Genomic DNA, 19,511 nt, shown 5'->3' with positions numbered 1-19,511 from the left:
ATGACTATCCCGTTGAAGGCACCGGTTCGGAGATGTCAAGGGTGGCCGTCAACCCCTACGACCAGGAGATCATTAACCTGGTAACCGCTATCAGGACCAACAACCCGGTAAACGAAGCACTGAATGTTGCATCATCCACCCTGGTGGGCATCATGGGCCGAGAATCTGCCTATACCGGCAGGGATGTGACATGGGCTGAAATGATGGAATCGGGCATGCGTCTCGGTCCGCGTGAATATGTCATGGGGCCTGTCGACATAAAGCCTGAACCACCGGTGCCGGGTACTGCCCCTGGAGCCTGAGTGTGAGATTCGCCGTAACGGCAAGGCATAGTTGAAATGATCCGACGCCGGCGACGGCCCCCTGGCGACTGAGCTTTATAAGGTAAACTGCCAGTAGTTGGTCTCTCCTTCCTGAAGGTGTACATCAAATTTTACCGTGCTGCCGTCGGGTTTGGTGACCGACACGTCGTATCTCCCGAAGAATCCCCTGAAGGAGATACTGCCGCCAGGATCAGTTACCAGGTGAATATTCCTTGTCATCCACTCATCTTTAATAAGCTTTTTCAGCCTGTCATATACAGGTTTGGGGTTGTATTCCGCATCCAGCAATCCCCCGCCCTCGAGCCAGACATTGCGGTCTGTAAATGCCCACCATGTTATTGAAGCAATCGAAGGATGCCCGAATGCCAGGGTGTAGAACTGCTCTGCAAATTCCGCCTGGGTCTCTTCTGTCCACACCCCCTCACGCCAGCCTGTGATATCTTTTCCGGATGACTGCGGAATGAATTCGGTAATATGAAGAGGAAGGCCAAACTGCTTGTAAAGATCAAAGGTTTTGTACATCTCAACAGGTGAGAACCACATCTCCCTCGGTTCATGCCCCTGGATACCTATTCCGCTTATCGGTGTATTCCTTCTTACCAGTTCACTGATCAGATCATAAAACCGGTCCCGTATCTCCGGTATTGCCAGTGTGAAATACTCATTTAATATATAATCGCCATCAGGATTTGCATCATAGGCCCACCTGTAGGATTGCTCAACCCAGCCGGCAAAATCGTCAGTTGTATATCCGGTCACGTTATATCTCAGACTGTTGTCATTGTCGGTGTCTGCCAGTGCAACATCCCAGGGAACGGTATTTACCGGCTCATTCACAACATCCCATATGTCGATCTTCCCCTTGTAACCGATAACATTGTTTTGGATTCTTGCCTTGTAAAGGTCTGTTGCCGTTTCCGGCGGAAGCCCCAGCAACCACTGCGGCGTGCCGGCCGGACTTGTCCAGCCGAGCGGATGTCCCTTTAATGTAATGCCGTTCTCAAGCGCCCATTCCAGAGCGGACTGGTTTCGCTGCCACAGGGGGTTACCGGCTGTCCTTTCGTAGCTTGCCCAGTAGAATGGCAGTATCCCAAGATTGAAAAGGGCTTTGAATCTATCTTTGAATTCATCCTCTTTATATGGCCGGGCTGAAGCGTGGCCGGCAATCTCGAAAAGAAGTGCCCCAAAAAGGAAGTCCTGCGAAACCTGGTCAATTTTCACCTCAATGTTCTCAAGCGGCTGCCCGTTCGCGCCGGTAAACACCAGTACCGCACCACTTTTTCGGTATTGTTCGATATTATGCCTGGCCACAGACAGGTAATCCTCTTCTATCTCCTGTTTAACTGACAGCAACTCCCCGGAGCTCCCCGACCCGATAAGGGATTCCATCTCCCTGATCTTTTCACTGGTGGGCTGACCGTAAGATATCCCTGTATCAAAAAGAGCTGTGCAAAACGGTAACATGATGCTGATAAAAAGGCAAATTACGGTTTTCATCTGTATTATGTTTTTGACCAGCCTGCATTCAGGTAAATTTTACCGGTAATGGATGCCGGGTGATCTGTTTAAAATTTATTGTAACATGCGAAGTTGCCTGTTAAAGCAGGATCATCCTTGCATACACTGATTTACTGCCTGAAGATACCCGTATCAGGTAGTTTCCCCCGGGCAGGGATGAAGTATTGATCAGCAGTTCACCTCCGGAACCCAGAAGCTCCTGCCTTACGATGGCCCCGTTTATGTCAAACAGACTCACAACAGCCTCCGCGTCAAAACCCGGAGCAATGATCCTCACCTCCCCTGCAGCAGGGTTTGGATAGAGTGTAACCTCCTTTTGGCCGGTGCCCGGGTATATGATCCCCACGCTAAGGGTATCATCCATGAAAGTAGCCGTAACGGAAATATCGGCAGCCGGCATTATGATGGTAGTAATACTGCTGTCAATATCAGTCACCGTCTGAACATCACCGGTCCACACATCAAAGATCTGCCCCTCAGGAGGTGTATCAGCTTCAATCTCAACCTGTGTCCCTTCCTCGTAATCACCGCTGCCACTGCCATGATTTACAGTCAGGTTGTACAGTTTGGCAGCATAAACAGCCGTAACGGTTATATCTTCTGCAGGCATGGTGACTGTGGTGCTGCTGCTGCCTACATCAGCAACATGTTCAACATCATCTGTCCACACATCAAAGATCTGCCCCTCAGGAGGTGTATCAGCTTCAATCTCAACCTGGGCCCCTTCCTCGTAATCACCGCTGCCGCTGCCGTTGTTTACCGTAAGCGTAAAAGTTTCGGCAAAATTCGCAATGATCTCCTTGTCAACGTTCATAACTATTGTCAGGGGATTGTCAGTTCCACTGGCATCTCCGGTCCACCCTGCGAAGACATACCCGCTGTCGGCAGTGGCGGTTACCCTCATTATCCGGCCATGATTATGAAGTTCTCCGTCCGAAGGTGCGGGAACAGTAACCGATCCATTCTCTGCAATAACCTCCAGCCGGTGTACCGCGCAGTTGCCGGGATCATCTGAAGGTTCGCGGCCTGTATTCCCGCCTGAACAGATGCCGCAGGCATCATAGAACGCCTCACCGTTCAGGTCGCCGTTGCAATCATATTCGGGGTTGACGAACTTGGAAAGAAGGCGTATGTATGGAAGCTGGTAACCAAGGCTGTTCTCGGTAACCGACCATGAGTTCAGCGGCCATGAAGCATTGAAATCCTTGTACGATTTCTGGTCGGGCTGGCCTTTCGGCGGATAGATAGACTCTGAATAGCATAGCTGGTTGTTTGAAGTGGATCCGCAACCTGTAGGGCAGCAGTCATCCCAGTCGTAGCCGGGATTGGGGCCTCCGGTAAGGAAGCCTGGCGCCGGCCCGTAAGTGGAGCTGCCCGCCCTGCCCCATGTTCTGCTGCCATCCCTGAACCAGGTGTGATAGAACTCCCTCACCCCGTTATTCGCGCCAAAGCGGAACATATTTGACAGGTAATTGAAGTTTAACGGATTGACGCCATGCGTATAGTTAATGTAACCTATGGCTGCATCGGCAATACGCGCAGAGTCAAGCAGGTCGAAACCGTACTGGAAGAGGCTGTAAAACATCATGCCCTGCCGGCTCTTAACACCGTTACTCCCCCATGTATAGTCCGCTATATGTGCCATATATGGATCCTTTTTACCGGTAATTGCCGGCCAGTTTTCACTGCCGTTCATCATAGCGCTGCCGTATACCTTTTTTATATCGTTTACAACATCAGGAGTTGCCCCATCAATCGTTGTATAATGAATCAGGAAATCCTGGTTTTCGGACTGAAAAGGGAAAGCAAAATTCCATGCGAACATATTGACCTTTCGATAATTATTGTCAAAAAACTCACGGTACTTTTCGTCGCCGGTCAACTCGAACAGAAAACATGCCGCCCTCAGCTTTCCCATCAATCTGCCATAATCATCGGTCTCCTGCTGACCTGCAGCCAGTCCCTGTGAGCCGAAAGCCGGGTCATTATTTCTGAATATCACATTTGGATTGGCCTCAGCCCAGTCCCATGCCGCAATTGCGCTTTCTTCAAGCAGATCAGCATAATCTTCCATGCCTATTGAGCGGTAAACTCCAGATGCTATGGCAAAAGCACCTGCGACCGCCGATGTGGCGGAAGTACTGGGCGGACCGTATCGGCTGGGGTTAGTTGCGGCAGAGGGGGGACTGGCATGAGCGGCCCCCACAACGCTCAGCACCCCGCCATCCTCTTCCTGCATCCGGAGCAGGTGATCAAGGCCCCATTTCGCTTCATCAAGCAGGTCGGGTATCCCATTGCCTGACTCAGGGATATTAAAATCATCTGTCCACACCTCCGGCCTTTCCAGATAGGCCTGCATCATTAACACGATATAGCTTGCGTTCCACCGTGTATATTTATTGTAATCGCCTGCATCATACCATCCCCCGCTTACATCCCTTTCGGTTTCCGGATCGTTTGTTGCATTGAACAGGCGGGCATTCAAATCCTGTCCCGGTCCGACGTGGCTTGCCCCATCAACCCACCCGGGCTCGGCGTAAGGCTCTTCCTTTGCAAATCCAGAGCGCTGGTAAAAGAAAGTTCGCATGGCCTGCCGCAGCACCTCGTTATAAACCGAGGGTGATATATTGAACCTGTAGGAACGGATATTCTTTTCAACATCTGCCACAAAATAGGTGCCTGTAGCCGAAACCTCTGAAAAATCAAAGTGCCACACCCTGTCGCCCGACGAAGCGTTTGTCCCCCCGTCCCTCCATGATACAGGTGTACCGGTAAAAACCGTATCACCCGTTGCGTTGTTGACGACTGCATAAAGAGAACCGGGGGTAAAAGAGTTATCAGAATCGAAACCCACCTGGGGATCTTTAATTACGGCAATCTTGGGCGCATCAGGCAGATATCCGTACTGATCGACAATGATGAATGGCGAATCAGACTGGCCTGCAGTCATGACAGGAATAAAGAGGTAAAGTAGAATTATCAATGTCCTTACCTTAAGTCTAATGTTTTTCATGGTGTATCAATGTTTGAAAGTTTATCTTATATTATTCAGATTTATTTGATCAAAAGCTTCGTAGTATAAGAATCCCGCTTATTGGAGATCCTAATAAAATATATTCCGGGTTCAAAATTATCAAGGCAAAGCAGGTTTTCCCCTGCATTAAGAGTTCCCTTCCTGATAAGTGTCCCTTTCATATCAACTATTGCCACTCGAAAACCTGATTCATCGACAGGAGTTTTTATTGTAACAAAATTTCCTGCAGGATTAGGTGCTATTAAAATATCCTCCCGGTTAAGTCCGTTTGCATCACCGGTTGAGTACCCCGGTATAACTGTTGCAACATCAATTACAGTGATTTCGGCATTAGCCTTATAACCTCCATCATGAGTTTCAATGCCAATTGATGCGTTTCCCGGGGTTAAAGCGGCTACCAGTCCACCGGAATTAACCGTTGCAATTGTTTCATCTCTACTGTTCCATGAAACATAGGTATTGGATGCATTTTCCGGGAGAAAAGAAACAGTTAACTGGAGAGTGGTACCAACGATCATTGTATCCTCCGGCGGTATTATCTGCACTCCTGTAACCGCAACTGTCTGAGGCCCATCTACAGGATAAACCAGTTCAGGGTAGGCACGGGTAAAAGCAAGGCTTCCCGGGCCGTGATCGTAAATTGATCCTAGATGGCCGATTGGATTAGAGGTCCATGGCATAATCCCCTGCCATCCAAGATCAAACGCCCGGAATACAGCTTCCCGATAGGTATAACCGGCATTCGTGCCATTTGCTCTGCATTCGCCAATAACACAAGGCTTATCATCTATTCCCCAATCCCCGGGGGATCTGTCAAACGGATTCGAAAACCATTGGTTCTGCCATTCATAATAGTGCAATTTGTAAAAATCAAGATAAGCTCCTGGTTGTTTTGAACTTAGTGACTCGTCGCTTACCAGGTTTCCGTCAGGAAAAACAGAAGAACAGTATTTCGGCCCCGCTCCCATTCCCTGGGTCACGAGAATATCACTGTTATCATGTACAGCGTTTGCTACCCTGGCGATAAGATCAATAACATCATCGCGATCAACCCCGTGATTTTCCCAAACCCATTCAATCTCATTTGCAACATCAACTGCAAAGAACCACGGGTTGTCATTATACCTGATAACCAAATCTTTAATATAATTTTCAACAAATGATTGACGGTTGTCCGCACTTGCATACATATTTCTCCAGGCATCTCTGTCTCTTCCCTGACGGGTATGATCAAATGAGATGGGGGTTGCCATAATATATATCTGGTAAGTCTCAGCAATCTCCATCAGCTTGTCAAGATCGGTCCAGAATTTGTCTGCAGGACCTGTAACGTATCCGCTGTCAGTTATCCGGATATGTCCGTCTGCATCACATGACAACCAGACCCTGGTGGAATTGACACCATATACAGTAAGTCTTTCAAACTCCTCCCTCCAGAACTCCTCATCAAAATTGCCGCCGAATTCATTCCATCTGTTCCATGGAGTGTTGGTTCCGTTTATCCAGATCTGCTTCCCGTCCACCTTAAAAATATTACCGTCAACGTAAATTCTCTGTGCTGTTAGAGGAGTAATGAGAAACAGAAAAACCAAAAGGGCTGTCACCTTCATTTCAAAACTTTTCAATCCAGGGTATTATTAAAGAGGCATAAATAGTTATTTTAGCTGAATAAAGCAAAAAAATCCAATACCTGTCAAAACATGACTAATATGACTCATGCGAAAAATATTGAGAGACGGTTTTTGTTACTTACATTTTTCATCCTTCTTATCTGCCCTCTGACAGGCCATGCCCAATCATTTACCTGGGATAATGTAAAATTCCAGGGAATGGGGTTTGTCACTGGCATCAATGCCCATCCTGCTGACCCCGGTTATGTGGTTGCCAGAACCGATGTTGGTGGAAATTACCGCTGGGATCCTGAAAACAACAGATGGATACCACTCATGGATGCCTTTAATGCTCCAGGTGTTTCAGGTGATGCAATGAGCGAATCTGACCCCGGTCTGCTATATTCAGTAACAACTGGCCCCCTGCTTCTTAAATCATCAGACAGGGGTGATACATGGGAAAAGCTTGAGGGTTTTCCTGATATACATGTGAACCCGAATTCCGCTTATTTTCGCTGGGGAGGGAAGAGACTCGTGGTCGACCCAAATAATAACGGCAAAGTTCTTTTTTACGCCTCCGAGCAGGATGGCCTGTGGAGAAGTCCGGACCAAGGAGAAACATGGCAAAAGATCGATACAGGAGAGGTCCCTCCCGGATCGGGGGGAGGAAATATTTTTACTGCAATAGACAAGAGGTCCGGAAACGGAACCCTTAACTCTCAAATAATCTATGCTGGCGTACAGGGTAAAGGCATTTATATGACAACCGACGCGGGGGAAAACTGGAAAATATTGCCGGGCGGGCCAGATTCCCTGACTCACAGACCGGTTTCGGGAACAGTCTCAACAAACGGGACCCTGTTTGTAACCTATACCGACCAGGAATCCGAATGGGGACATGACGGCAAAGATGGAAGGATTTACAGATATTCAGGGGGAAGGCTCATTGATGTAACACCCGCAGATAATAACGGGAGAGGGTTCAGTGGTATTGACACTGCTTTCGATGACCCTGACAAAGTTATTGCAATTCAGTGGAAGCCCGGATATGAGAAAGGCATCCACCTCAGTCTGAACGGTGGTGAGAGCTGGAAGCCGGTGCGCTTCAGCAATCTTAGCGAACCGTCATGGTATCCCACCTATGTGCCGTGGACCTATACCTCCCACATAATGTTTGACAAAGCTAATTCAGACAAGGTGTGGCAACCGAATGGATTCGGCGTTTATGTTACAAGTAATATTCAAGCCGCAAACCCTCAATGGGTAACCCGGATGGACAACCTCGAGGAGCTGGTTGCCGGACAGGTACATGTGCCGCCGGTAACCGATGGCAAGGCAGTCTTCTCGCTGGTAATGGACAAGATTGCCTTCGCTCACGACAATGTCGATCAGGTGCCATCAAAATCAATCTTCGGCGATCAGTTCGGTATAGGGACCGGTATGGATTATTGTGTCGGCAATCCGTCGGTATCTGTGATAGTTGGCAGCCAGATGCATAATGTAGCCGAAGAACGTCATCTCTATACCACCAACAACGGAAAAGGCTGGAGGCCTTTTCCGTCAATACCGGCTGATTTCAATAATGGCAATATCGCTATCTCCGCCACAGATGAAAGCAGATGGGTATGGGCTCCTCATAATGATGCTTCCTCAGTGCCTATTGTGCAGATGCATTATACAAATGATAAAGGAGAATCCTGGCACCCTTCATCAGGGATCCCGGCAATCCGCAACAGTGCCACCCACCACTGGGCGCAAAGCCTGGTTCTTGCATCAGACAGGGTGAATGGTGACTACTTCTACTATTATCTTCAAAATGACGGAGGAGCACTTTACCGCAGTGATGATGGCGGCGAAACTTTCTCAAAAGTCTACTCCGGCCTGCCACAGCATTATCAGTGCAAGCTGAAGGCCGTACCATTCAGGGAGGGACACCTGTTTTTCCACACCAACAGGGGTAAGCTTTTTCACTCTACAGACTATGGCTCTTCATGGTCAGAAGTTCCAGGAGTATCATCAGTAGGAGGCATAGGTTTTGGAAAACCCATGCCACACTCGGAAGATCCTGCAATATATATAGCTGCAGTGATTGAAGGTACTGAAGCAATATACCTTTCGGCTGATTACGGGAAAACGTGGACAAATATTTCACTGGGAGAGATGCCTGCAGGCAGGGTAAGGGATATTAGCGGAGACCTCCGCACAGCAGGGCTTGTATATTGTGCAACAGGAGGACGCGGAATAATGTATGGCAGAGCAGACATTCCCACATCCATATCATTTACAAACCAATCACAATTGCCGGAACTCAGGATCTTTCCCAACCCGTCATATGGATCATTACTGATTATTGAGTTTGCCAAACCAATTGAAACAGGCAGCATCCATCTATTTGACAATAGCGGAAAAATGGTGCAAACACACAATATATATGGTAAATCATCGGAGATTCTCGACACTGCAAATCTACAATCAGGAATCTATATATTACGGGTCCTGAACATGGGATATCCGGCAGGCAGTGCCAGATTTCTTGTGATTAACTGATTTTTAAGGGTAATTTTTGTTATTTTGGACGATCAATATTCAAATCTTAAAGGCAGGAAAAAAACTGAATTCATATGGACAGAAGATCATTTATTCAAAAAAGCATTGCAGCTGCGGTTATTGCAGGACTTCCTTCAACCGTTCTTGCTTCATGCAGCAATCCCGGGCCTGCCGGCATCGGGATATGTGACTGGAACCTGGGCCGGTCAGCCGATCCTTCCTATATTCCAAGGGCGGCGGGGGTCGGACTGGAAGCGATCCAGGTAAGCGTTGGAACATCGCCCGGCAATATGCCGTTGCGTGAAAAAGCCGTGAGGGAAAAGTACCTTGATCTGGGCAAACAGCATGGCATCGTATTTCCCTCCGTGGCAGCAGGCAGCATCCTCAATGAGATACCCCTTGCCACCGAACCGCAGTCCGCCATATTCGTGGTAGACGCCCTCGAGGCTGCAGCAGCGCTGGGTTCAACAAATATTCTGACTGCCTTCTTTGGCAACGGCGACCTCCTCGAAAGAGACGAATCAGGCAGTTACATAAATATCTCGACAGGAAAATTCCCTGAATACAAGTGGAAGGAAAAGGATGTTGAGAGGGTAATTGCCGTCATCAAACAGATTGTTCCCCGTGCCGAAGACCTTGGAGTAGTCATCGGACTTGAGAACACCCTTACTGCCCGCCAGAATCTTCAGATCATAGATGAGATAGGCTCCTCCATGGTACAGATATACTACGATACCGCAAATCCATGGAACAACGGATATGACGTGCCCGGAGAGATCAGGATGATCGGCAATCACCGCATGTGCGAGATACATCTCAAAAACACCAGGTGGAACCAGAACCTTTTTGATGAAACGGGAGAGGTTGACCTGGAAGCATGCGCAGCTGCCCTGCGCGATATTGGTTATGACAAATGGCTGATACTGGAGACAAGCGGACGGGAAAACAGATTCGAAGAGGATACAAAAGCCAATATTGAGTTTGCAAGGAAAGTGTTTATGTAATTTAGAAACTTTTCGTCTGCCTGGCGCCAGTCTTATCAGTTTTCCTTGATGCAGCGAACGGAGAAGCCGAATTTCTTATCTACTACCGGTCTGATCACTTCACCATTCTCCCAGATCATTGCCCTGTACCAGGCACCAATTGTCTCCTGTTCAGTTGAGGACCACCAGTAACCGGCATACCCGTTAAACAGGGGTTCTCCATCATTAGAAATAAGCCCCGCGGGAATGGCAGAGAATTCGTACTCATCGGTTGCGTTCAGGTTGGGGCTTTCCCAGCGGGGGTGAGCAACGGGTGTGGTGCGGGTACTTTTAAGTTTGCCTCCCGCAATGCCTGAGCCGCCAATGTGGTCAGTAAGGGTTGTCCAATCCCCGTCGGTTGGTATGCGCCAGCCTGCAGGGCATAGCTTGCCTGTTTTTACTGCATGCCAGTTGTAGAGGGCGCCATAGCCCTGGAGCACCTCCGCGCCGGATGTAAAACCATCAATTTCTGAATGTGGGTAAACGGCGTAGGCCCCTGTGGCTAAACCGGCCCATCCTGCTTTGGTATGCCCTGTCGGAATAGCATCGCCGTTACGGTACTTTGTAGTACGCAAGTTTTCAGCAAACCATACCTGGCTGCCAATGGTTACAGTTTTGTAGACATTGCCATCATAGTCTTTCACTGAGTCAGGATCTCCGTTAAGATCATCGTCATCTTTCTTGCAACCGCTAAAAACCAGTATAGCGGCCCCAAAAAGGGCAAGCACAAAAAACGAAAGGCTTTCTTTTGTTTTCATCTGTATAAAGCAGGTTAATTAAGTTAATAAAGATCTTCACACCAATAACAATTTACGTGCCAGAATACAATACATGCACAAATCTTACAAGCCTGTATGCCAAGCTATTAAAGTGATGTTAATAACAGGGAGGCGGACAATTAGCCGGCAGGAAAGTGAATTATGGAATTACTGCTGTTCAGCTTTTGAGAATCTTCTCAAGCCTGGAGACCAGGTCGGCAAGGCCTTCGGGAGTGTCGCCGCCTGACTGTTCGGTAATGGCCCACCCGGTGTAACCAATTTCATCCAGCGCCTTCATGACCCCGGGCCAGTTGACATCTCCCTCGAGCAGCGGGGCCCTGAAGCCGGCTCCCCTGCCCTCTGTGTTGGCCAGGTGCATGCTGAATTCCTTGATATGGACCTTGGCAATCCTGCTGCCAAGTATCCTTATCCATTGTTCGGGCCAGCCATAAAGGAGGATATTGCCGCAGTCAAGGTAAAACCTCACAAAGGGACTCCCGAACTGATCAACGTACCTGGCTGCCTCGAGGGGACTCAGCAGGAAATTGTTCCAGACATTCTCGATAGCAATGTTTACCCTCAGTCTTTCGGCAACGGGCAGGGCCTTCCTGATTGCGGGAACAGACCTTTCCCAGCACTGGTCGTAAGTGACTTCGGCGCTTACCCGGCCGGGAACGAGTAAAACGGTATCCGCGCCAAATGCTGCTGCATCTTCAAGTGAATGCACGAGCGCATCAACGCCTTTTTCACGTACGGCGGGGTCGGGATGAGACAGAGGATACTCCCAGTGCAAGGCGTTGCACACGCTTGGTATCTTTAGTCCGGTCCGCCCAGCTGCGGCAAGAACCTCATCCCTGTCCATGTGGCTCATGACCTCCACCCCTTCGAACCCTGCCTCTTTTACGGCTTCGAACTTTGCGGCAACCGTCTCCCCCACCCCAATCGTTGCCCACATAATACCTTTCCTTATAGCGCGGGATGATCCCGGTGAGGCAATGCCCGGCAATGGCATGGCGCAGAGCAGTACCGATGCCAGGGCTGACTTTCTGGTAAATTCTCTTCTGTTCATAATGCTATCAGGTTAATACTGAAAAATACAAATATTATCCATAAGCCTGCAATTTATTAAAAATAGTTACTTATTGATGCGTCAAATTTCAGGTATCCCGGTCATATCCGTTAAATTTGCTATATTCGACCTGGACTTCTGTCCGTAAACCAAAACCCATGAGAATGCAAATAAGAATGAGAATGAGAATTACAATTATAACATGCATCCTTTTTCTGTCGTGCAGTTATCTGAAATCAAACGGGTTGCAACATGACTCAGGAACCGGCTCTTTGCCTTGCGGTTCCCTGCCTGAAAGCTGGCCGCCGGTCTCCGGACTGCCCGTTATCAGACAGCTGCCCGACCCGCTGGTGATGTTTGACGGAACGCCGGTGACTTCGGTCGGGGACTGGAAGGAGAAACGCAGACCAGAGCTTATTTCACTGTTTAAGCACTACATGTATGGTTACTCCCCTGCCCCGCCTGAAAATTTTTCTTATACCATCGATTATACAGACAACACGAAATTCGACGGAAAGGCTACCCTCAAGCTTGTCACTCTCAGGTTTGGTCCCCCGGGCACTCCCGAGGTTTCCATGATGATCGTTATTCCAAACGACAGGGAGGGGCCGGTCCCTGTTTTTTTCGGGCTAAATTTCCCAGGAAATCATACCACAGCTGATTTTCCCGAAATACCTCTTACCGGGGCATGGGTCAACAACAGCTGGACAGGTGCTACCGACAACAGGGCCCATGACGACCAGCGCGGTATAAGGGAATGGAGATGGCCCTACGAGATGGTAATTGACCGTGGATATGCCGTAGCCACCATATATGCCGGCGAAATATCTCCCGATTATGACGGCGGCTTTACAGAGGGAGTACACAGGGGTTATTTCACCGAACAGCAGGAACGTCCGGGGCCCCACGAATGGGGTGTTGTGTCTGCATGGGCATGGGGCATCAAGCGGGGGGTGGATTATATTGTTGAGGATCCTGATCTTGACAATGACGGAATTATTGTTATCGGGCACTCCAGGCTGGGAAAGGCGGCCATGGTGGCAGGCGCTTTTGATGAAAGGATTGATATTATAATACCCTCGCAGGCCGGGTCGGGCGGCACCTCTCCAAACAGGTTCAACGTGGGCGAGAGCGTTGAAAGGATCAACACCGTCTTCCCGCACTGGTTCAATGATGCATTCAAGGAGTTCAACAATCATGTTGAAAGGCTGCCCTTTGACCAGCATTCGCTCATTGCCCTGGCAGCTCCAAGGCCTTTACTGCTTACCAATGCAACTGACGATGAGTGGGCCGACCCGGGAGGGCAGTTCAATATGCTTGTAGCGGCAACACCTGTTTATGAACTTCTGGGTGTTGAAGGTATTGAAACAAACCTGATGCCTCCCCAGAACCAACTGGTAAGTTCAAGGCTTGGGTTTTTTATACGTCCCGGCCGCCATGACATGACGGCAATTGAATGGGAGGCGTGGATGGACTTCTGCGACAGGCACCTGGGAAGACAATAGCTCAACAATTCAGCAATCATGTTAATATTTCTGCTGAAGGCTGATGCGGGTTTCATCCAACCATATTTATTTTTTAGCAGGATTGCTTAAATTGTGGGATTGGCGAGTTGAACAGAGGGTTGTGACTATCTGTAAGGGCATATTTGACATAATCTTAAAGAATAGCTATTTTTGCAACTGTAAAAATTCTAACCTAACTCAATTAAAAGTGAGACAAATAATCTTAATTCTGATCATGATAACAGCTGCTTCTTCCTGCACGGTGGTTGAGGAGAACCCTCTTCTTGCCGAGTTTAACACTCCGTTTAACCTGCCACCGTTTGACAGGATAGAAAGCGAACATTTCATTCCAGCCTTTGATAAGGCCATGGAAGAGCACAACAATGAAATTGATGCTATTGCCGGCAATCCCGAGCCTCCAACTTTTGTGAATACTGTTGCAGCACTTGACTACAGCGGCTATTTGCTGAGCGAGGTGCAGAGTATCTTCAGTAACCTCAACTCTTCGCATACCAACGAAGAATTGCAACAGATTGCTCGCGAGATAACCCCCAAACTGTCGGCACATTCCACGAACATCCTGCTGAACGCCGCCCTTTTTGAAAGAATAGAGGCCGTACACAACCAGAAGGATAACCTCGGCCTTAACCCCGAGCAGGCCATGCTCCTGGATAAAACATACAAGAGGTTTGTACGCGGGGGTGCCGGACTTGACCCCGAAAAGCAGGAACGGCTCAGGGAGATCAACCAGCAGTTGTCAATGTTAACCCTTCAGTTCGGTGATAATATACGTGATGAAACAAACAGCTTCGAACTTGTTATAGAAGATGAAGCCGACCTTGCGGGTCTCCCTTCTGATCTGATCAGCAACGCCGCCGAGGTCGCTGCGGAGCGGGGACATGAAGGTAAATGGGTGTTCACACACCACAACCCCAGCGTGATGCCGTTCCTTTCCTACGCCGACAACCGCGATCTGCGCGAAAAGATGAAAAAGACCTATATCAACCGCTGCAACAACGACAACGAATACGACAACAAGGAAAACATCAGGCAGATAGTTAACCTTCGAATAGAAAGGGCCGGAATGCTCGGATACCCTACCCATGCACACTATGTGCTTGAAGAGAACATGGCCGGCACACCTGAAAGGGTCAGTGATTTCCTTGATGAATTATGGGATGCGGCCCTGCCGGTAGCCAAAGATGAGGTCAGGGAACTGCAGGCCATGATCGACAGCGAAGGCGGAGGGTTCACGCTTGAGCCGTGGGACTGGAGGTACTATGCCGAGAAGGTTCGCAAGGAGAAGTTTGATCTCGACGAGGCCGAAACGAGGCCCTATTTTTCAATGGATAATGTGATTGAGGGTACTTTCATGGTGGTTGAAAAGCTTTGGGGACTCCGGTTTGTGAAGCTTGATGACGTCCCGACCTATCACGATGATGCAGAGGTGTACCAGGTGCTTGAAGCTGACGGCTCACACCTTGGCATCCTTTACATGGATAACTACAACAGGCCCAGTAAACGCGGGGGCGCATGGATGAGCAGGTTCAGGGGGCAGTCGGTCACAGACGGCGAATTCATACACCCTGTTATCACCATAAACTGCAACTTCAGCCGGCCCACCGGGGGACAGCCATCATTGCTGACTTTCGATGAATATACCACCTTCTTCCATGAATTCGGGCATGCGCTGCACGGACTGATGTCTGATGTAACCTATCCCGGACTTGCAGGGACCTCGGTCCCGAGGGACTTCGTGGAGCTTCCGTCACAGGTGATGGAGAACTGGGCCAGGCACCCCGAAGTGATGACCATGTTCGCCCGTCACTACGAGACAGGCGAGGTTATCCCGCAGGATCTTATTGACAGGATCACGGCAGCAGGGCACTTTAACCAGGGTTTTGCGACTGTCGAGTATCTTGCCACTGCGTTTATCGACATGGACTACCACACGCTTGAGCAGCAGAAAGAACTGGATCCCATAAGCTTTGAGGATCAGACAACCGGACGGATAGGTCTGATACCCGAGATAGTGCCCCGCTGGAGAAGCACCTATCTGAGCCATATATTCAGCGGCGGGTATTCTGCAGGATATTACAGCTATATCTGGTCGGGCGTGCTTGATGCCGATGCCTTTGAGGCGTTCATGGAGACCAGCCTGTTTGACAGGGAGACCGCAGAAAGCTTCAGGACCAATATTCTCGAAAGGGGCGGCACCATGGAGCCAATGGAGATGTACGTCAACTTCCGCGGCAGGGAACCCGAGATAGGCCCGCTGCTCAGGCAGAGGGGACTTAAATAATTAATAACGGTAACAGACTGTTTGCAGGGTCGCCCACGAAACCGGCGGCCCTGACTGTTTTATCGATTGAAGGCATGCCAGGAGTCGACACTTTGTGTGTTCATTCGTCCCGGCTTTTGCATCTTACAATTTGACCAGTGAAGGATCTGACAACAGGGAAAGAGGGTAAGCTTATACTGAGGTTTGCAATACCGCTTTTTATCGGCAATATATTCCAGCAGTTGTACAATATTGTCGACAGCCTTGTTGTCGGCAACTTTCTCGGGAAGGATGCGCTGGCTGCAGTGGGAGCCTCATTCCCCGTGATATTCGCGCTTATCTCGCTGATAATCGGCGTTGCCACAGGTGCCACGATAATAATAGCACAATATTTCGGGGCCAAGGAGTACGAAAAGGTGAAGCGGGCCATAGACACCATGTATATCTTCATGTTCATTGCCGCGCTCATAGTATCAGTGGCCGGCATATATTTCACCGAAGATATATTCCGGCTCCTGCAACTGCCCGAAGAGATAATGCCCATGGCCAGGGATTATCTCAGGGTTTACATGGCAGGCATGATAGTTTTTTTCGGCTTTAACGGGACAAGCGCCATTCTGAGGGGACTGGGCGACTCCAAAACACCCCTATATTTTCTTATCATCTCATCGGTTGTAAACATCATACTTGACCTGCTTTTCATACTGGTCTTCGGATGGGGTGTGGCGGCAGTGGCATGGGCGACAATAATCGCACAGGGCGGGGCTTTTGTAACAGCGATCATCTATCTGAACCGCACACACCTGATAATGAAGTTCTCATTTACGGGCTGGGTGTTTGACCGGAATATTTTCTATAACAGCATCAGGATAGGTGTGCCGAGCGGACTTCAGCATACTTTCGTGGCGCTTGGGATGATGGCCCTGATGGGAATTGTAAACACTTTCGGGACCGATGTTATCGCAGCCTATTCAGTCGCCCAGCGTATAGATTCCCTGGCGGCAATGGTAGCCATGAATTTCGGCATGGCTGTTACCAGCTTTACAGGTCAGAATATAGGCGCAAACAGGTACGACCGTGTAAAAAGGGGGTTCATGTCAACTCTCTCAATAGGCAGCCTGATAACTGTTATGGTGACAATCCTGGTGCTGTTATGGGGAAAACAGATCATGGGTTTCTTCACTCCCGACCAGGAGGTGGTGAATTACGGTACAACTTATCTCAATATAGTCAGCCCCTTCTATATAACATTTACCGTAATGTTCATTGTGGGAGGTGTGATGCGCGGCGCCGGCGACACGCTTGTACCCATGTTCCTCACCCTTTTCTCTTTATGGGTTATTAGAATTCCCCTTGCATTCATTTTGTCGCCAGCCATGGGTGAGACAGGAATATGGTGGGCAATACCTATAGGATGGATATCTGGCACCATCCTCTCCTACGGCTATTACCTCACCGGAAGATGGAAAACCAGGAAAGTTACAGGATATGGCCGCGGCGGGATTAATCCTTCTGAAGATACAGCAGAAACCGTTGCAGATGAACAGGTGTAAACAGGAGCCCCATATTGCGGCCGGAAATAAAAATTGATGTCAGCTGTTGCAAATGAGCCAGGGTAAAAAGAATTGTATCAATAAAAAAAATATCTTAGCAGATAATTATTCTGAACCGGTAACTTTTTACACCATGATAAAGTCAATGACGGGGTGCGGCAAAGCAACCTGCGAACTACCTGAAAAAAAGGTGACGATTGAGATGCGCTCGCTGAACAGCCGGAACCTTGATATCAACATCAAGCTGCCCGGTATTTTAAGGGACAGGGAGGCGTTGCTGCGCAGCGATATTTCCCAGGTGCTCTGCCGCGGAAAAATAGATGTCGTAGTAACAATTGATCATACCGGCACCGAACATATTCCGGTTATCAACAGGAACGCCGTCAGGCACTATTTTGAAGAGCTCAGCAAGACAGCCGCCGATCTGCGAATTACCGGCAACCACAACCTCGAGCTCATGAAGCTTGCCATGCGAATGCCCGATATACTGATCACGGGCCGCACCGGTGCCGATGAAAATGAGTGGGCGAAAATATACGGCAGCTTCAGGGAGGCGCTCGGGCAGGTTGACAAATACCGGGGTGACGAAGGAGAAGCAATGAAGACCGACCTTGTCAGGAGAATTGCTGATATCGAAGAGAACCTCGGCAAAATTGAGCAATTTGAGGCCCTGAGGATAGAAACAATCCGCGCAAGGCTGCAGCAAAACCTCAACGAGTTCCTTGGCAACAATAATGTTGACCGAAACCGGTTTGAGCAGGAGATACTTTTTTACCTCGAAAAGCTGGATATAACCGAAGAGAAGGTGAGGCTGTCAAACCATATGGCATATTTCAGGGAGACCCTTTCGGGGAAGGAGACGGCCGGCAAGAAGATAGGGTTCATCTGCCAGGAGATAGGCCGGGAGATCAATACTATCGGCTCAAAGGCAAATGATTTCAATATCCAGAAACTTGTCGTCCAGATGAAGGATGACCTGGAAAAGATAAAGGAACAATCCCTTAACATCCTGTGATCATGGAGGGGAAACTTGTCATAATTTCTGCCCCTTCTGGTTCAGGCAAAACAACGCTGGTGCGTTACCTGCTGAACCGGAAATTGCCTCTCGCCTTCTCGGTATCAGCATGCAGCCGCCCCGAAAGGCCGCACGAAACAGAAGGGAAGGATTATTATTTCCTGTCAGCCGCTCAGTTCAGGGAAAAAATTGATAAGGGTGAATTCGTTGAGTGGGAAGAGGTTTACCAGGACCATTTTTACGGAACACTGAAGAGTGAGATAAGGCGTATTTGGAACATGGGCATGCATGTTGTTTTCGATGTCGATGTGGTTGGGGGACTTAACATCAAAAGGCAGTTTGGAGATCGGGCACTGGCAGTCTTCATAATGCCCCCTTCGGTGGCAGAGCTGGAGCGGAGACTGGTTAAACGGTCAACCGAGAGCCCTGAAAACCTTGCCAGGAGAATCGAAAAAGCCGGTGCTGAAATGAAACGTGCCGCCGAATTTGATGTTATCATAGTAAACGAAGTCCTCGACACGGCAAAGAAAGAACTGTACGAAACCGTCAGCCGTTTTCTTGAAAACCCGCAGGAATAACAAAACCCGCCGGGATCAGGCTGGCCCGGTAAGGTTAATGTCAAAACCATCAGCAATAATGAACGCTGCCAGAAAATACAAGACCATAAGGACCGGACTTCTCTTCGGTTCATTCAACCCGGTACATATTGGCCATATTGCCATCGCTGCCTACATGAAGGAGTTTGCAGGCATGGAGGAGATATGGTTTATCGTGAGCCCTAAAAACCCTTTTAAAAGACAGGACAGCCTTGCCGATCCGGCCGACCGGCTTGAAATGGTAAAGCTGGCCATAGAACCTTATAAATCTTTCAGGGCGTCTGACGTGGAATTTGGTATGCCTGTTCCCTCCTACACTTATGATACTATGCAAAAGCTTACCGTTGACTTCCCCGGAAGGGAATTCAGTATCATAACAGGCACCGACAATATTGGAAGTATCAGGAAATGGAAGGATGGCGATAAGCTTATAGCAGTGTGTGATTTTCTGGTTTATCCGAGGCCGGAGAGCGATGCCGGGGCCATTGAAGGGTTCATAAGTGCGAAACTTGTAAAAGCACCTATGATTGACGTATCTTCTTCGTTTATAAGGCGTTCACTGAGCGAGGGACGCGACATGCGGGCATTCGTGCCGGGTGCGGCATACGATTTTATTGAGAAGAAGGGCCTCTACAGGTGACCGTTCATACCCCATTGCGGCATTCCCCCAAAAGGGGGCG

The 19,511-nt window shown here is 49.0% G+C and carries 14 protein-coding genes; 9 read left to right on the top strand and 5 right to left on the bottom strand.

Annotation, left to right across the window (positions count from 1 at the left end; genetic code table 11):
* On the top strand, positions 1-302 hold a 302-nt coding region (locus tag EA408_03455; GenBank protein ID TVR74156.1), incomplete at its 5' end, for a hypothetical protein.
* A 75-nt stretch (positions 303-377) separates the two neighbouring features.
* Here EA408_03455 and EA408_03450 read toward each other — a convergent pair.
* The 3 genes from EA408_03450 to EA408_03440 form a co-directional block, all read right to left on the bottom strand.
* Positions 378-1,820 carry a glycoside hydrolase family 10 gene (locus EA408_03450; protein TVR74155.1) on the bottom strand — a complete coding sequence of 481 codons (1,443 nt, stop codon included), beginning with the start codon at positions 1,818-1,820 and terminating at the stop codon, positions 378-380.
* Between the two features lie 100 nt (positions 1,821-1,920).
* Entirely contained in the window at positions 1,921-4,854 is a 2,934-nt protein-coding gene (locus EA408_03445) for a T9SS C-terminal target domain-containing protein (protein ID TVR74154.1), read from the bottom strand.
* A 41-nt stretch (positions 4,855-4,895) separates the two neighbouring features.
* On the bottom strand, positions 4,896-6,485 hold the full coding sequence (locus tag EA408_03440) for a T9SS C-terminal target domain-containing protein (protein ID TVR74153.1): 1,590 nt from the start codon (positions 6,483-6,485) through the stop codon (positions 4,896-4,898).
* Between the two features lie 90 nt (positions 6,486-6,575).
* Here EA408_03440 and EA408_03435 point away from each other — a divergent pair, with 90 nt between their 5' ends.
* Both EA408_03435 and EA408_03430 read left to right on the top strand, forming a co-directional pair.
* Positions 6,576-9,032 carry a T9SS C-terminal target domain-containing protein gene (locus EA408_03435; GenBank protein TVR74152.1) on the top strand — a complete coding sequence of 819 codons (2,457 nt, stop codon included), beginning with the start codon at positions 6,576-6,578 and terminating at the stop codon, positions 9,030-9,032.
* A gap of 74 nt (positions 9,033-9,106) precedes the next feature.
* Positions 9,107-10,036, top strand: a complete 930-nt coding sequence (locus EA408_03430) for a sugar phosphate isomerase/epimerase (GenBank protein ID TVR74151.1) — start codon at positions 9,107-9,109, stop codon at positions 10,034-10,036.
* A 35-nt stretch (positions 10,037-10,071) separates the two neighbouring features.
* Here EA408_03430 and EA408_03425 read toward each other — a convergent pair whose 3' ends face one another.
* Positions 10,072-10,812: a hypothetical protein gene (locus tag EA408_03425; GenBank protein TVR74150.1), complete on the bottom strand. Its 741-nt coding sequence runs from the start codon at positions 10,810-10,812 to the stop codon at positions 10,072-10,074.
* 178 nt (positions 10,813-10,990) lie between these two features.
* The gene (locus EA408_03420) at positions 10,991-11,881 is read right to left on the bottom strand and encodes a sugar phosphate isomerase/epimerase (protein ID TVR74149.1); all 891 of its coding nucleotides are present in this window, start codon (positions 11,879-11,881) and stop codon (positions 10,991-10,993) included.
* 182 nt (positions 11,882-12,063) lie between these two features.
* Here EA408_03420 and EA408_03415 point away from each other — a divergent pair, with 182 nt between their 5' ends.
* From EA408_03415 to EA408_03390, 6 genes are all read left to right on the top strand, one after another.
* Entirely contained in the window at positions 12,064-13,386 is a 1,323-nt protein-coding gene (locus tag EA408_03415; protein ID TVR74148.1) for an acetylxylan esterase, read from the top strand.
* Between the two features lie 235 nt (positions 13,387-13,621).
* Positions 13,622-15,688 carry a M3 family peptidase gene (locus EA408_03410; protein TVR74147.1) on the top strand — a complete coding sequence of 689 codons (2,067 nt, stop codon included), beginning with the start codon at positions 13,622-13,624 and terminating at the stop codon, positions 15,686-15,688.
* Between the two features lie 137 nt (positions 15,689-15,825).
* Positions 15,826-17,220, top strand: coding sequence for an MATE family efflux transporter (locus EA408_03405; GenBank protein TVR74146.1), 1,395 nt, complete (start codon positions 15,826-15,828; stop codon positions 17,218-17,220).
* Positions 17,221-17,353: 133 nt separating this feature from the next.
* Positions 17,354-18,235, top strand: coding sequence for a YicC family protein (locus EA408_03400; GenBank protein ID TVR74162.1), 882 nt, complete (start codon positions 17,354-17,356; stop codon positions 18,233-18,235).
* Entirely contained in the window at positions 18,235-18,813 is a 579-nt protein-coding gene (locus tag EA408_03395; GenBank protein ID TVR74161.1) for a guanylate kinase, read from the top strand. Before EA408_03400 ends, EA408_03395 begins: the two co-directional genes overlap by 1 nt.
* Positions 18,794-19,471, top strand: a complete 678-nt coding sequence (locus EA408_03390) for a nicotinate-nucleotide adenylyltransferase (GenBank protein TVR74145.1) — start codon at positions 18,794-18,796, stop codon at positions 19,469-19,471. Before EA408_03395 ends, EA408_03390 begins: the two co-directional genes overlap by 20 nt.
* Positions 19,472-19,511 lie beyond the last annotated feature (40 nt).

Source organism: Marinilabiliales bacterium, from assembly GCA_007695015.1.
Classification (GTDB): domain Bacteria; phylum Bacteroidota; class Bacteroidia; order Bacteroidales; family PUMT01; genus PXAP01.
This window is presented reverse-complemented; position numbering and strand designations above follow the sequence as displayed.

Bases quoted from the DNA above. Each gene is read 5' to 3' on its own strand.
- EA408_03450 (TVR74155.1), bottom strand. From the start codon at position 1,820: ATGAAAACCGTAATTTGCCTTTTTATCAGCATCATGTTACCGTTTTGC.
- EA408_03445 (TVR74154.1), bottom strand. From the start codon at position 4,854: ATGAAAAACATTAGACTTAAGGTAAGGACATTGATAATTCTACTTTAC.
- EA408_03440 (TVR74153.1), bottom strand. From the start codon at position 6,485: ATGAAGGTGACAGCCCTTTTGGTTTTTCTGTTTCTCATTACTCCTCTA.
- EA408_03435 (TVR74152.1), top strand. From the start codon at position 6,576: ATGACTAATATGACTCATGCGAAAAATATTGAGAGACGGTTTTTGTTA.
- EA408_03430 (TVR74151.1), top strand. From the start codon at position 9,107: ATGGACAGAAGATCATTTATTCAAAAAAGCATTGCAGCTGCGGTTATT.
- EA408_03425 (TVR74150.1), bottom strand. From the start codon at position 10,812: ATGAAAACAAAAGAAAGCCTTTCGTTTTTTGTGCTTGCCCTTTTTGGG.
- EA408_03420 (TVR74149.1), bottom strand. From the start codon at position 11,881: ATGAACAGAAGAGAATTTACCAGAAAGTCAGCCCTGGCATCGGTACTG.
- EA408_03415 (TVR74148.1), top strand. From the start codon at position 12,064: ATGAGAATTACAATTATAACATGCATCCTTTTTCTGTCGTGCAGTTAT.
- EA408_03410 (TVR74147.1), top strand. From the start codon at position 13,622: ATGATAACAGCTGCTTCTTCCTGCACGGTGGTTGAGGAGAACCCTCTT.
- EA408_03400 (TVR74162.1), top strand. From the start codon at position 17,354: ATGATAAAGTCAATGACGGGGTGCGGCAAAGCAACCTGCGAACTACCT.